Consider the following 14,598-nt stretch of genomic DNA (forward strand, 5'->3'; position numbering starts at 1 on the left):
AACCCGATCCCTGCGGATCGGGTTTTTTATGCCTGCAACAAATGCATCAGACCAGGATGGTGGAGAAAGCCTGCTGCTCGATCTTGGTGGCTGATGCCCACAGACCATCAGCATTGACCACCACGCCTGCTGCGTTTTCGTGTAACGGCGGGCTGCGGAAACGTTTCTTAAAGGTATCGGCACGTGTCACCAGTCCGGCGGAGACGTTGCCCGATCCGCCGAAAAGCGGGTTGTACAACCCGCCAAACTGACGAGAGGAATGCTTGAACACTCTCGAGACTCCGTTGTTCAGATTCAGCACTACTCCGTAGCTGTTGCCCAGGCACGACGAGTATGACCAGTAATCCCAGGTCGGCTGCAGGCCCTGTTCGCGCAAGACTCGCCTGACCGGACCGCCGATGTCAGCACCCGCCGAAAGCCAGTCTCCTCCCACCAGCGTGGCGCGAATGTTCGCAGGTTCTCCCTGCAGACGCGCCAGCACTTGCGTGACACTTCGTTCGATCAAAGGGCGAATATTGTGATCAAAATGAATGACCGCCCCGATTCTCGTCGTCGGGTTATACAGCGAGGCGATGACGCAACTCTGCGCATTCAACGAAAACAGATAGTTATCTGGCGATCCGGGACGGAAAGCCGCCACCACCGCTTCGCCCTGCATCGCGCCGCGGTTCAGCACTGGCTCGACACCTCTGGGAAACGCATCACTCAAATTGTTCACGCGCCCAAGATTGCGCACGTTGCCACCTCTGAGCCCGACCCTGTCGTGTGTCCACTTACCGTTCGGAGCCAGACGTATCGGTTGCTGATAGATGGCGGTCGGGCGACGAGCATCGACCAGGCTCAGCCCACCGAAATGCGGATTTTCCCTGACCAGGTAATACTTGCCTTTGTCGCGAATGTAGTAGGCCGGTTGCGGCTGTGCAGCGCTGGGCGGACTGCGCCAGGTACCGAAAAAGACGCCTTCCTCGGTCACCCTTTGCAAACGTTCGGGCGCCTTGCTGACGGCCTGCCTGACATGGAAGCGGACCTCCCGGATCGCCGGTAGCGCCTCCTTGCGGATCGGAGCAACGGTATTCAGACGCTCTGACAACAACGAGACAGGCCTCATCGTGTGCTTAAGACTTCTGGCCGCACCGCCCAGCAACTTGATCGTACTGCCTGCGCCGGCCATGGCAAACAGCGCCCCCCACGATGCCTCCAGCCAATGACCGAGAGCGCCATCGACATCGCCCTCCAGATGCGCAGCGACAGCCTGACCAGCGCTGACGGCAATGAACACGACATCGAGCAGCAAGGCAAAGGGAGGAAACACCATACAAAATGGTGCGGCGGCGAACATCAGCCCCTTGACCACTTGGCGTTCGATCATTTGCGCGCGGCTGGTGGCAATGTCCTGAACATCCGTCACCGCGCGCTCGATGTACGCGTTGAACTCGTTGCGGGCGTCAACCAGGCGCTCCGCTTCGTACAGCGTATCGACGCGTTGTTTTTTTGCTGCAATCGCATGCAGCGAGCGCGACACGACACTGCGCGCAGCAACCGGCGTGCGCGCCATCAAATAGTCATGCAATGTTCCTGCGATGTCGCCGAACAGTGACTGATACGCACGCACCACAATGCCGTCGGGCGCATCAGGCGTGTACAGCCACCAGGACGGCTCCGGGTCGAAGGAGGTCAGGACATAGACCCCGAGCACAACGTGATTACGCACCGTGAGCCTGAACACGCCGTCACTTTCAACCATGCTGGCACTCGAAAAATGCGCATCCGGCGCTGGCACCTGGCTCAACAGAGAGACCTGACGGACCAGCGCTGAATACACCGCGTCGCTCAACCGCGCCTGACTTCGGGCCACGCGCAAATCCCGGTCCATCTTTGACAGCAGCACGTTGCGGTAGGCAAAGCGACGCGGTTCGTAGGCAGAATCACGAGAGTCGAGATATTTGCCACGGATCTCGCTGGCATATTTTTCACCCAGCCAGGCCCGGCGCAGATACAGCGCCAGATCGGCGCTGCGCACCTGGCTCAGATCCTGGCCAACCGACGATCGCACGCCTTTCTTCGGATGTTCGATGCCAGAGTTGTCATCGTAACCGTGAATTGCCAGGTCGAGCAGAGTGGCTGCCGGCTGCTTCCTGCGGTCGGCAACGCCGGGGCTGTAATCGATCAACACAGTGGCCGGATCGACCGGTTCCAGCACGTTCTTGCTGCGCATATAGGGGGTGATCGCTGCGGCAACCGTGCGCCGGGCGAAATCGACAAAAACCTCGAAACCGCCCAGCAGCTCGTTGAAAACCTGCTGATGAACGATCAGCTCCTGGTTCAGACTGCTGATGCGCCGGCGGGCATCCAGACCGAGCGTCGTATACCAGCGCAGCGAGTTGTCCAGCTCGACCCGCTGCAGGTTTTTTGCCAGGCCCATCTTTACAGCTGCTTCAACGCACCCGGCGAACGGTAGGGGCGCACGTCGAATGTCACTTTTCATGCCCCAGAGAGCGGGGCTGGCCGCCGCGGCCAAAAGATAATCACGTGCGGTGTGATGTGCAGTCGGCGCAAGCTGTTGCAATAGATACTCGCGACCGGATTCGTTTTGCGTCCAGCTCCATACTTCGCCGGTCAACGCCGCAATCGAAGTCAACCGGACCCACTCCTGACCGTCCGGCTTGTTGGGCGCGTACAGCACCAGGTTATTCACCGTTTGCTCAGTCTCTGCGTGGTAGAACACCAGAAGATCGGCGCATTGCATGCCGTTGGGCAGCGTCAGTGCGGCCACTTGCAACGGTTTCATTGCCGCTTGCCCAGACCACATCTGCTCGAGACGCTCATGGTCGGAGTCCGCCAGATGTGCTGCGCAGCGCGCGACGAATGCACTCTGCCGAAGCCGTGCGGTGAACCAGTCGATGAGCGCCTTTTGTACTTCTGTGCGCTCGTACTGCACGGCGAGGACTCGCAGGTAATCTGCCGGATAATCCTGTTCCGCCAACATATCGGCAATGAATGTCGGCTTGAGTGACTGGTTGCGCAATGGCGCAGTACTGGTGATCTCCAGTACCGCTGCGAAGTCCTGACCGATCGGCCCGCATGCCAGCAGGTCGCTCAGGCGTCGATTCTGTGTCGGCTCACCGACCGCCGAGCGCCAGCTGAGCCGCACGTCGATCCGGTCTGGTTCAACCGTCATGTCGAGCTTGAGCTGAATGTATTCGATGGCCTGCTGGCGGGCAAAGTCGCGCAATGAGCCGTAGCCCTGCAGCAGATCATCGAGTGCTGCCTGGGCCAGTGACGTCTGCTCCTGATAATGGCGCAACGAGGCGCGATCCGGCTCCTTCAGCGCTCTCATCCATGACGGCAGTTGCGCGAAGGAATGCGCCTCGAGAATCTTTTTCTCTGCACCGGTCGCCAATGCGGTCAACCGGTACCGACGAGTGCATCGGGCCTGAACCCTGTCGATTTTTCTGCGCAATTGATCCAGCGTCAGGCCCACCAGATGGTCAGGACGCAACAGCGACTCGATGTCCTTGATATAGCGCCGCAGCTTGCGTTTGATCAGGCGGTCAAACAACGCCTCCTGCCCTTTTGTCGCCCAATGCTCTCGCAGGTATTTTTTGTACTGGTCGAGGAAGTGCAGCGAAACGGTATCCACCGTACGGATAACATGCTCATGACGGCTGGACGGCAATCCGGGGTCGGCCGCCCCAGGCCAGCGAAATGGAGCGTCCTGGATTGCCAGGAACATGACTGGCCTGCCGTCGAGAAGCTTTTGCAGAATGGCGTCGAGCAGTGCAACCACAAAACCCGGGGCGAAATGGCCTTCCGGGTATTGCATGCGCAGTTCAGTCAATGCGAAATGCTCCAGCGCCTCGAGCAAAGTCATCTGACTGCTCAAGCGCTTGTCGATCATCACCTGCCAGCGCTTGATGCGCAGCAGGATTTCCTGCACCGACCCCGTAGACGCCGCAGCTACCGGTAGCTTTTCTTCTACAATCCCTTGTTGATCCGCCATATCGTCCAGCCCGTCGTCGCGTGGAAATGAGCTTTCACTCTATTTGTCGGCAACCGCGCTCAGGCGATACATATGTATATCGCTGCCGCGAATGTGTAACAGCAAAGCGGCGTGTCCACTTTGCCGGCGACCTGGCGTAAACTGCGCGCTTTTGCAGCTTCGGGCTGCCCCACAGATTTTCATAGGTGCCCGCCATGCCTTGGCTGCAAGTCCGTCTCGCCATCACCCCGGAACAAGCCGAAACCTACGAGGACGCATTCCTCGAAGTCGGCGCCGTGTCGGTGACTTTCATGGACGCCGAAGACCAGCCGATCTTCGAACCGGAACTCAACACCACGCCGCTGTGGTCGCACACCCACTTGCTCGCGCTGTTCGAAGGCGGCACGGAACCGGAACCGGTACTGGCGCATCTGCAACTGCTGACCGGCAGCCCGCTGCCCGAGCACCACAGCGAAGTCATCGAGGACCAGGACTGGGAACGCAGCTGGATGGACGGTTTCGAACCGATGCGTTTCGGCCAGCGCCTGTGGATCGTGCCGAGCTGGCACGCGGCGCCTGAGCCTGACGCGGTCAATCTGCTGCTGGATCCGGGCCTGGCATTCGGCACCGGCACCCATCCGACCACCGCGCTGTGCCTGGAATGGCTCGACGGCCAGGACCTGAAAGGCTGCAACGTGCTGGATTTCGGCTGCGGCTCGGGGATTCTGGCGATTGCCGCCCTGCTGCTCGGCGCCAAACAAGCTGTGGGCACCGACATCGACGTACAGGCGCTGGAAGCCTCGCGCGACAACGCTGGGCGCAACAACATTGCCGATGAGCTGTTCCCGCTGTATTTGCCGGAAGATCTGCCGCAGGTTCAGGCCGACGTGCTGGTGGCCAATATTCTCGCCGGCCCGCTGGTGTCCCTGGCGCCGCAATTGTCCAGCCTGGTCAAGAGCGGCGGGCGTCTGGCGCTGTCGGGCATCCTCGCCGAGCAGGGTGAAGAAGTCGCCGCCGCTTATGCGCAGGACTTCGAGCTCGACCCGATTGCCAATCGCGATGGCTGGGTGCGCATCACCGGGCGTCGGCGCTAAAATGACCGCTCGCCTGAACCGGATCGCCGCATGACCGACAGTTTCGTCACCCAGTGCCCGCATTGCCAGACCAGTTTCCGCGTCAACCACGCACAATTGAGCGTGGCCCGCGGGGTGGTTCGTTGCGGCTCCTGCCTGCAAGTGTTCAATGCTGCCAAACAGCTGCTCGAGCAACATGCCGGCAAGGACACGGTGACGCCGCTCGCGGCGCCCACGCCTGACGCGCCAACGCCCGTCAGCGTTGCGCCGGCCGTCGCGGAAACGCCCGCACCACGCGCCATCAGCCAAAAGCAGTGGAACGCGTCGGAGCTGGATCTGGACAGCCTCGATCTGGACGAAGAGCTCGCCCGCCTCGAACAGCGTGAAATCCAGCCGGTCGCCGACTTCGGCCGGGCCCGCGAAGAATCCTTGAGCGCACGACGCGACAGCCCGGAACCTGACGAAGGCACATGGCCCGACAGCCTGTTCAGCGAGCCTGCCGACGAGCGCAGCGCCGCGCCGGATGTCGAGCCGGATATCGACGACATTGAAACCCTCGAACCCGAGCGCACCGAGCCCTCGTTATCACTGGAGCCAGTGGATCTGGACGACGAGCCGCCGATCCCGCAACTGCGCCTGCATGATCCGATCGATCCCAGCGCCCGTCGTGAGCGCTTGTCGGCCAGTGATGACAGCGATGACGACGATCTGCCGCTGATCACCTCGCCGCGCAAAAAACGTGAACGGGCCGAGCCCGGCGTGCGCGCCGAAGTCCTGCAGGACCTGACCGACGACCCGCTGCAACTGGACTGGCAGCAACGCCGCTCCCCTTGGGGCCGGCGCCTGCTCTGGCTGCTGCTGGTGGTGTTGGCGGCCGGCGGCCTGGCCGCTCAGTACGTTGCCTATCACTTCGAGGAACTGGCGCGGCAGGATCAATACCGCCCGTGGTTTCAGCAGATCTGCCCGCAGATCGGCTGCACCGTGCCGTCCAAAGTCGACATCGGCAAAATCAAAAGCAGCAACCTGGTGGTGCGCAGCCATCCGGAATTCAGCGGAGCGCTGGTGGTCGATGCGATCATTTATAACCGAGCGACGTTTTCCCAGCCGTTTCCGTTGCTCGAGTTGCGTTTTGCCGACCTCAACGGTCACCTGATCGCCAGTCGTCGCTTCAAACCCGGCGAATACCTGAGCGGCGATCTCGAAGGCCTCGCGGAAATGCCGCCGCAGACGCCGATCCACATCGCCCTGGATATTCTCGATCCGGGGCCGAAAGCGGTGAATTACAGCCTGAACTTCCATTCGCCGGAATGAACCGCTTCAGCGTTTCCCGATTGACGGCATTTTTCTGACTGGATCGCGGCCAACCAAACCGTTGGCGATAACAGAATAACTGTTCAGATTTTGTTCAATTCAGCCTTTAACCAGTCATCGAGAGCGGGTATCATGCCCACCCTTTTTCGAACTCTCATGATCCGGCCCCACTTCAGGGAAGTCCTATGTCGGCGGTACGCATCGGCCCATATACATTGCAGAACGGTTTGATTCTCGCCCCGATGGCGGGCGTCACCGACCAGCCCTTTCGTCAGCTGTGCAAGCGTCTGGGCGCAGGGCTTGTAGTCTCGGAAATGGTCACCAGCGACATGAGCCTGTGGAATACCCGCAAGTCACGCATGCGCATGATCCACGAAGGCGATCCCGAGCCACGCTCGGTGCAGATCGCCGGTGGCGACGCGCAGATGCTGGCCGATGCGGCACGAGCCAACGTCGAGCTGGGCGCACAGATTATCGATATCAACATGGGTTGTCCGGCGAAGAAGGTCTGCAACAAGGCCGCCGGCTCCGCGTTGCTGAAAGACGAAGCACTGGTGACCGAGATCCTGCAGGCCGTAGTGGCCGCGGTTGATGTGCCGGTCACCCTGAAGATCCGCACCGGTTGGGATCGCGAGAACAAGAATGGCCTGAACGTGGCGAAGATCGCCGAACAGGCCGGGATCACAGCGCTGGCCGTACATGGCCGCACGCGCGCCGATCTGTACACAGGGGAAGCCGAGTACGACACGATTGCCGCGATCAAGCAGGCCGTGTCGATCCCGGTGTTTGCCAATGGCGATATCGATTCGCCGGAGAAGGCCCGATACGTGCTTGATGCGACCGGTGCCGATGGCCTGCTGATAGGCCGGGCCGCTCAAGGGCGGCCATGGATTTTTCGCGAGATCGATCATTTCCTGCGCACCGGCGAGAAATTGCCGGCGCCGGAACTGAGCGAAGTGGAACGCATCCTGCTGGAGCATCTGGCTGCCCTTCACGCCTTCTATGGCGACGTGATGGGCGTGCGCATTGCCCGCAAGCATGTGGGCTGGTATCTCGCAACCTTGCCGGGCGCCAGGGAGTTTCGCGCCCGTTTCAATCGTTTGGATGGTACGGAAACACAATGCGCCGACGTTCGGGAGTTCTTCGCCGAGCGTTACAAGAGCCTGACAGGGGACGAAGAAGGGGTGGCCGCATGACGATGATGACCGAGACTTTAGTGAGTGGAACAACACCCGTGAGCGACAACGTGAATTTGAAACAGCACCTCAACACGCCGAGCGAAGAAGGCCAGACCCTTCGCGGGAGTGTCGAGAAGGCGCTGCACAATTATTTCGCCCACCTTGAGGGCGCGTCCGTCACGGATGTGTACAACCTGGTGCTGTCCGAAGTCGAGGCGCCCCTGCTCGAAAGCGTGATGAACTACGTCAAGGGCAACCAGACCAAGGCCAGTGAGCTGCTGGGACTGAACCGCGGCACGCTGCGCAAGAAACTCAAGCAGTACGATCTGCTGTAAGCATTCAATCAAACCAGAAAGGCGCCCGCGTAAAAAACGGTCGCCTTTTTTGCTGACTTCCTTTGCTTTTGATGGAAATTGAGATGACCGACCAGACTACCCGCCTGCCGATCCGCCGCGCCTTGATCAGCGTTTCCGACAAGACCGGGATCCTCGAATTCGCCAAGGAGCTCGAAGCTCTTGGCGTCGAGCTCCTCTCCACCGGCGGAACGTTCAAGCTGCTGCGTGACAACGGTGTTGCCGCAGTGGAAGTCGCGGATTACACCGGTTTCGCCGAGATGATGGACGGTCGGGTAAAAACCCTGCATCCGAAAATCCACGGCGGCATCCTCGGTCGTCGCGGTATCGACGATGCGATCATGAACGAGCACGGCATCAAGCCGATCGATCTGGTGGCGGTCAACCTGTACCCGTTCGAAGCGACCATCAACAAGCCAGGCTGCGACCTGCCGACCGCCATCGAGAACATCGACATCGGCGGGCCGACCATGGTCCGTTCGGCCGCGAAAAATCATAAAGACGTAGCAATCGTGGTGAATGCCAGCGATTACGCCAGCGTGCTGGAAGGTCTGAAAGCCGGCGGCCTGACCTACGCCCAGCGTTTCGACCTGATGCTCAAGGCTTTCGAACACACCGCCGCCTACGACGGCATGATCGCCAACTACATGGGCACCGTGAACCAGGCCGCTGACACCCTGAGCACAGAGGGCCGCAGTGAATTCCCGCGTACCTTCAACAGCCAGTTCATCAAGGCGCAGGAAATGCGCTACGGCGAGAACCCGCACCAGAGCGCGGCGTTCTACGTTGAGGCCAGGCCTGCCGAAGTCGGCATCGCCACCGCGACCCAGCTGCAAGGCAAGGAGCTGTCGTACAACAACGTCGCCGACACCGACGCTGCGCTGGAATGCGTGAAGAGCTTCGTCAAGCCAGCCTGCGTGATCGTCAAGCACGCCAACCCGTGCGGCGTGGCGGTCAGCCCTGACGCTGAAGGCGGCATTCGCCAGGCTTATGAGCTGGCCTACGCCACCGACACCGAATCGGCGTTCGGCGGCATCATCGCCTTCAACCGTGAACTGGATGCCGAGACCGCCAAGGCGATCGTCGAGCGTCAGTTCGTTGAAGTGATCATCGCCCCAAGCGTCAGCGAAGAAGCGCGCGCCATCGTCGCCGCCAAAGCCAACGTACGCTTGCTGGCCTGCGGCGAGTGGTCTGCCGACCGCGCCGCTGCCTGGGACTACAAGCGCGTCAACGGTGGCCTGCTGGTGCAGAGCCGCGATATCGGCATGATCAGCGCCGATGACCTGAAAGTGGTGACCAAACGCGCACCGACCGAACAGGAAATTCACGACCTGATCTTCGCTTGGAAAGTCGCCAAGTACGTTAAGTCCAACGCTATCGTCTATGCGAAGAACCGCCAGACCATCGGTGTCGGCGCCGGCCAGATGAGCCGCGTCAACTCGGCACGCATCGCCGCGATCAAGGCCGAGCACGCTGGCTTGCAGGTGGCCGGTTCGGTCATGGCGTCCGACGCGTTCTTCCCGTTCCGCGACGGCCTCGACAACGCGGCCAAGGTTGGTATCACTGCGGTGATTCAGCCGGGTGGCTCGATGCGTGATGCTGAAGTGATTGCCGCTGCTGATGAGGCAGGGATTGCGATGGTGTTTACAGGAATGCGTCATTTCCGGCACTAAGAAGCAGTCGCAAGCTTCAAGCTGCAAGCTGCAAGAAAAAGCTGATCTGAGTCGCTTTCCCTTGCAGTTGCAGCCTCACTAACTCAGAGCCACAAGCTGCCATCTGGCGCGATGCATACCCGCCCTTACTTGCAGCTTGTAGCTTGCAGCTTCTCCGAAGGAGTCTCTCTTTGAATATTTTGATCATTGGCAGCGGTGGCCGTGAACACGCCCTGGCCTGGAAAGTGGCTCAGGATCCGCGTGTGCAGAAAGTCTTTGTCGCGCCGGGCAACGCTGGCACCGCCATTGAAGCAAAGTGCGAGAACGTCGCCATCGACGTGTTGGCGCTGGAGCAACTGGCCGATTTCGCGGAAAAGAACGTTTCGCTGACCATCGTTGGCCCGGAAGTGCCGCTGGTAGCTGGCGTCGTCGATCTGTTCCGCTCCCGTGGCCTGGACTGCTTCGGTCCGACCGCCGGTGCTGCGCAACTGGAAGGTTCGAAAGCTTTCACCAAGGATTTCCTTGCGCGGCACAAGATCCCGACCGCCGATTACCAGAACTTCACCGAGATCGAGCCGGCCCTGGCTTATCTGCGTGAAAAAGGCGCGCCGATCGTGATCAAGGCCGATGGCCTCGCTGCCGGTAAAGGCGTGATCGTCGCCATGACCCTGGCCGAAGCCGAAGACGCCGTGCGCGACATGCTCGCCGGCAACTCGTTTGGCGACGCCGGTTCGCGCGTGGTGATCGAAGAATTCCTCGACGGCGAAGAAGCTTCGTTCATCGTCATGGTCGACGGCAAGAACGTCCTGCCGATGGCCACCAGCCAGGACCACAAACGCGTCGGCGACGGCGACAGCGGCCCGAACACCGGCGGTATGGGTGCCTACTCCCCTGCCCCGGTGGTTACTGCCAACGTGCATCAGCGCGTGATGGACCAGGTGATCTGGCCGACCGTGCGCGGCATGGCCGACGAAGGCAACGTCTATACCGGTTTCCTCTATGCCGGCCTGATGATCGACAAGGCCGGCAACCCGAAGGTCATCGAGTTCAACTGCCGCTTCGGCGATCCGGAAACCCAACCGGTGATGCTGCGTCTGCAATCGAGCCTGGTGCTGCTGGTTGAAGCCGCGCTGGCGCAAGCGCTGGACAAGGTTGAAGCACAGTGGGACTCGCGTCCGAGCGTCGGCATCGTGCTGGCCGCTGGCGGCTATCCGGGCGACTACGCCAAAGGCGCGGCGATCACCGGTCTGGACGCCGCGGCAGGCCTGGAAGGCAAGGTCTTCCACGCCGGCACCGCATTGAAGGACGGTCAGGTCGTTACCGCCGGTGGTCGCGTGCTTTGCGCCACGGCCATGGGCGCCACCGTCGGTGAAGCTCAGCAGCAAGCCTACCGACTTGCCGCCGCCATCGACTGGGAAGGCTGCTTCTACCGCAAGGACATTGGCTACCGCGCCATTGCCCGTGAACGCGGCGAGACCCAAGAGTAAGCTATCGATCAAGCCCGGCGCGGGGTGCTGTTCCTCGCCGGGCTGTTCGGTCGTCGCGCATCGTTATATTCTGGCATCAACCTACGAAGGGATTTCGCCGTGCGCTGGCTCAGGATTGCCATAAGCTTCACCGTCACGCTGATGACCTTGCTCTGCATGCTCCCGGCCCAGGCCGCGCAAGGCAGTGGCTGGTCGGTATTGCTCGACGATCAGGGCATCCTGCAACTGAGCGACATCCGCTCCGCTCGCTACACCAATCAATTCAGCCCCATCGAGCTTGACCGCCTGACCGCGGCCGAACCCGAGGGCGCCCTGTGGCTGCGCTTCAAACTGGCGCCGGGCAAGCACGAACAAGTGCTGCGCATCTTTGCCCCCGATCTGTCACAGCTCAATCTCTACGTGCTCGACGGCGACAGGCTGATCGAGCAACGCAATACCGGCAACCAGCGGCCCCAGGCCGAACATCCATTGCCGAGCAGCGATTTCATGCTGCCCCTGCCCCAGGCTGACAAGCCGCTGGACGTCTACGTACGCATGGTCTCCGACCACCAGTTGCGCCCGCACATCACCCTGCAAGCGGCGGTGGAAGGCGCTGCCGATCAGAAGCAGACGCTGATTTTCGGCCTGCTGTTCGGCTGCCTCGCCATGCTCCTGCTGCACAACCTGGTGCGCTACGCCTACTCGCGCTCGCGCAGCAGTCTGTGGCTGGCGATCTGTGAAGGCCTGCTCGGGCTGAGTCTGTTCCTGTTGCTCAATCTCGCCGGTCCGTGGCTGCCGAACTGGCATGCGGTGCAAACGCCGGGAGCCTATCTGGCCTTGTTGCTGACTGCTCCAGCCGGGTTGATGTACGCCCTGCGCTTCTTCGCGCCACTGGGCCAGCACCCGCTGAACAAACTGCTGTGGGGCGATATTCTGTTGATCGTCTCGTGCAGTCTGTTGCTGCTGTTCGTCAACACCTTGCCGCTGAACATCATCACCTACGCACTGGTGGCGCTGGCCGGACTGAGCATGTTGCTGGTGGGGTTTTATCACTGGCAAAAAGGTTATCGCCCGGCGCGCCTGTTCGTCGCCGCCATGGTCGTGTTCAACATCGGCACTCTGGTGATCCTGCCGGCGCTGCTCGGTCTGACACTCGTCACGCCGCAAGGCCTGATCATGACGCTGATGGTGTTCATCTGCATCAGCGGCCTGCTGATGAGCATCGCCCTGGGCGAGCGACAGCGCAGCATCACCGAAAGCCGCTTCAGCATCAGCCGCGACCTGGCGGCAAGCAACGCCGAAATCAACGCCAAAGCCGAATTCCTCGCCAAGATCAGCCACGAAATCCGCACTCCCATGAACGGCGTACTGGGCATGACCGAGCTGCTGCTGGGCACGCCGCTGTCGGTCAAGCAACGTGATTACGTGCAGACCATCCACAGCGCCGGCAACGAACTGCTGACGCTGATCAACGAGATTCTCGACATCTCCAAGCTCGAGTCCGGGCAGATCGAACTCGATGACGTGCAGTTCGATCTCAACGCGCTGATCGACGATTGCCTGAGCATCTACCGGGCCAAGGCCGAGCAACAGAACGTCGAGCTGATCAGTTTCATCCAGCCGCAAGTGCCACGGGTGATCAGCGGCGATCCGACGCGCCTGCGTCAGACCTTGCTGAGCCTGCTGGAAAATGCCCTGAAGAAAACCGAAGAAGGCGAAGTGCTGATCGTCGTCGCCCTCGACGAGCGCAGCAGCAAACCGCGCCTGCGCATCGCCGTGCAGGACAGCGGCGCGCCAATGGAGGCGGAAGAGCGCGAAGCGTTGCTGCACGCCGAACTGCACAGCAAGCACTTCCTCTCGGCCAATCGCCTCGGAGGCAATCTGGGGCTGGTGATCGCGCGGCAACTGATCCGTCTGATGCAAGGCGAGTTCGGCATCAAGAGCGGCGCCGCCCAGGGCAGCACCTTGTGGCTGACCCTGCCGCTGGACCCTGATCGCCTCGAACATCCAACTTCCGATCTGGACAGCCCGCTGCAAGGCGCGCGGGTGCTGGTGGTCGACGATAACGACACCTGCCGCAAAGTGCTGGTGCAGCAATGCAGCGCCTGGGGCCTGAATGTCAGCGCCGTGCCGTCGGGCAAGGAAGCGCTGGCGCTACTGCGCACCAAGGCGCACCTGCGCGACTATTTCGACGTGGTCCTGCTCGACCAGAACATGCCCGGCATGACCGGCATGCAACTGGCAGCGAAGATCAAGGAAGACCCGAGCCTGAACCACGACATTCTGCTGATCATGCTCACCGGCATCAGCAATGCGCCGAGCAAGATCATTGCGCGCAATTCGGGGATCAAAAGGATTCTGGCCAAACCGGTGGCCGGCTATACCCTCAAGACCACGCTGGCGGACGAACTCAATCAGCGCAACAAGGGCCAGGTGGTGTTCCAGCCGCAAGTGGTTACGGCGGCCACCGCAGCGAAAGTGCCGAGCGACTTCCGCATCCTCGTTGCCGAAGACAACACCATTTCGACCAAAGTGATTCGCGGCATGCTCGGCAAGCTCAACCTGCAACCGGACACTGCGAGCAACGGCGAAGAAGCGCTGCAAGCGATGAAGGCCCAGCGTTACGACCTGGTGCTGATGGACTGTGAAATGCCGATCCTCGATGGCTTCTCCGCCACTCAGCAACTACGCGCCTGGGAAGTCAGCAATCAGCGCATCCGCACACCGATCGTGGCGCTGACCGCGCACATTCTCGCCGAACACAAGGAACGCGCCCGGCAGGCGGGCATGGACGGGCACATGTCCAAACCGGTCGAGCTGTCGCAGTTGCGCGAGTTGATCGAGCACTGGGTTGCCCAGCGCGATCAGCAGAACCGGGCCACGACCCAGCCGTCGTAAACCGACAGATTCTGCGGTGCCTGATAGACTCCCCCAACTCCATCGCCAGTGAGCTTGCATCATGCTCCATGTGTTGTTCAGCGTTTACCTGAAGATGCTGGTGCTCTACAGCCCGTTCTTCGTGTTGTCCTGCTTTATCAGCCTGACCCGCGGTTATTCGCGCAAGGAGCAGCGGCGCCTGGCGTGGAAGGTCGCCCTCGCGACGCTGATTTCCAGTGTTCTGCTGTATCTGTTCGGGCGGGTGATTTTCGATGTGTTCGGCATTACCGTGGACGCCTTCCGCATTGGCGCCGGCAGCGTGTTGTTCATTTCCGCGCTGGGCATGGCCCAAGGCAAGCCGGCGGTGCAGGCCGACAATGTGCAGCAGGATGTGACCATCGTGCCGCTGACCATTCCGCTGACGGTCGGCCCCGGCACCATCGGTGCGTTGCTGGTAATGGGCGTCAGCCAGCCGCACTGGGACGACAAGCTGACCGCGATCATGAGTATTGCGCTGGCCAGTTTCACTGTCGGGGTGGTGCTGTATCTGTCCAATCGCATCGAAAGGATTCTCGGCGATCAGGGCTTGCAGATCGTCAGCCGCTTGATGGGGTTGTTTGTTTGCGCGCTGGCCGCGCAAATCATTTTTACCGGTGTGAAGGGCTATCTGGTGCCTTGAGTGTTGTCGCAGCACAACCATCACAACAAA

At 61.0% G+C, this 14,598-nt stretch carries 9 protein-coding genes; 8 read left to right on the forward strand and 1 reads right to left on the reverse strand.

Annotated features, from left to right (window positions below):
* Positions 1-46: 46 nt before the first annotated feature.
* Positions 47-4,000, reverse strand: a complete 3,954-nt coding sequence (locus tag GXB78_RS00195) for a dermonecrotic toxin domain-containing protein (RefSeq protein ID WP_329513670.1) — start codon at positions 3,998-4,000, stop codon at positions 47-49.
* 194 nt (positions 4,001-4,194) lie between these two features.
* Between GXB78_RS00195 and prmA the strand changes: the two genes are divergently transcribed.
* From prmA to GXB78_RS00235, 8 genes are all read left to right on the forward strand, one after another.
* Positions 4,195-5,073: a 50S ribosomal protein L11 methyltransferase gene (gene prmA, locus GXB78_RS00200; RefSeq protein ID WP_329513671.1), complete on the forward strand. Its 879-nt coding sequence runs from the start codon at positions 4,195-4,197 to the stop codon at positions 5,071-5,073.
* A gap of 30 nt (positions 5,074-5,103) precedes the next feature.
* Positions 5,104-6,363 (forward strand): DUF3426 domain-containing protein, encoded by a 1,260-nt coding sequence (locus tag GXB78_RS00205; protein WP_329513672.1) that lies wholly within the window; start codon positions 5,104-5,106, stop codon positions 6,361-6,363.
* Positions 6,364-6,548: 185 nt separating this feature from the next.
* A complete protein-coding gene (gene dusB, locus GXB78_RS00210; protein ID WP_016771866.1) occupies positions 6,549-7,559 on the forward strand; it encodes a tRNA dihydrouridine synthase DusB in 1,011 nt (336 codons plus the stop codon).
* Positions 7,556-7,876, forward strand: coding sequence for a DNA-binding transcriptional regulator Fis (gene fis, locus GXB78_RS00215; RefSeq protein ID WP_002555375.1), 321 nt, complete (start codon positions 7,556-7,558; stop codon positions 7,874-7,876). Before dusB ends, fis begins: the two co-directional genes overlap by 4 nt.
* An 83-nt stretch (positions 7,877-7,959) precedes the next feature.
* Positions 7,960-9,567, forward strand: a complete 1,608-nt coding sequence (purH, locus tag GXB78_RS00220; protein ID WP_329513673.1) for a bifunctional phosphoribosylaminoimidazolecarboxamide formyltransferase/IMP cyclohydrolase — start codon at positions 7,960-7,962, stop codon at positions 9,565-9,567.
* 170 nt (positions 9,568-9,737) lie between these two features.
* Positions 9,738-11,033 carry a phosphoribosylamine--glycine ligase gene (gene purD / locus GXB78_RS00225; RefSeq protein ID WP_329513674.1) on the forward strand — a complete coding sequence of 432 codons (1,296 nt, stop codon included), beginning with the start codon at positions 9,738-9,740 and terminating at the stop codon, positions 11,031-11,033.
* A 99-nt stretch (positions 11,034-11,132) separates the two neighbouring features.
* A complete protein-coding gene (locus GXB78_RS00230) occupies positions 11,133-13,910 on the forward strand; it encodes a hybrid sensor histidine kinase/response regulator (RefSeq protein ID WP_329513675.1) in 2,778 nt (925 codons plus the stop codon).
* Positions 13,911-13,971: 61 nt separating this feature from the next.
* Entirely contained in the window at positions 13,972-14,568 is a 597-nt protein-coding gene (locus GXB78_RS00235) for a MarC family protein (protein ID WP_016771870.1), read from the forward strand.
* The last annotated feature ends 30 nt before the right edge of the window (positions 14,569-14,598 follow it).

This window comes from Pseudomonas moraviensis subsp. stanleyae, assembly GCF_036283065.1.
Classification (GTDB): domain Bacteria; phylum Pseudomonadota; class Gammaproteobacteria; order Pseudomonadales; family Pseudomonadaceae; genus Aquipseudomonas; species Aquipseudomonas stanleyae.

Coding starts and splice junctions, on each gene's coding strand:
- purH (WP_329513673.1), top strand. CDS start 7,960: ATGACCGACCAGACTACCCGCCTGCCGATCCGCCGCGCCTTGATCAGC.
- dusB (WP_016771866.1), top strand. CDS start 6,549: ATGTCGGCGGTACGCATCGGCCCATATACATTGCAGAACGGTTTGATT.
- prmA (WP_329513671.1), top strand. CDS start 4,195: ATGCCTTGGCTGCAAGTCCGTCTCGCCATCACCCCGGAACAAGCCGAA.
- fis (WP_002555375.1), top strand. CDS start 7,556: ATGACGATGATGACCGAGACTTTAGTGAGTGGAACAACACCCGTGAGC.
- GXB78_RS00205 (WP_329513672.1), top strand. CDS start 5,104: ATGACCGACAGTTTCGTCACCCAGTGCCCGCATTGCCAGACCAGTTTC.
- GXB78_RS00195 (WP_329513670.1), bottom strand. CDS start 4,000: ATGGCGGATCAACAAGGGATTGTAGAAGAAAAGCTACCGGTAGCTGCG.
- GXB78_RS00235 (WP_016771870.1), top strand. CDS start 13,972: ATGCTCCATGTGTTGTTCAGCGTTTACCTGAAGATGCTGGTGCTCTAC.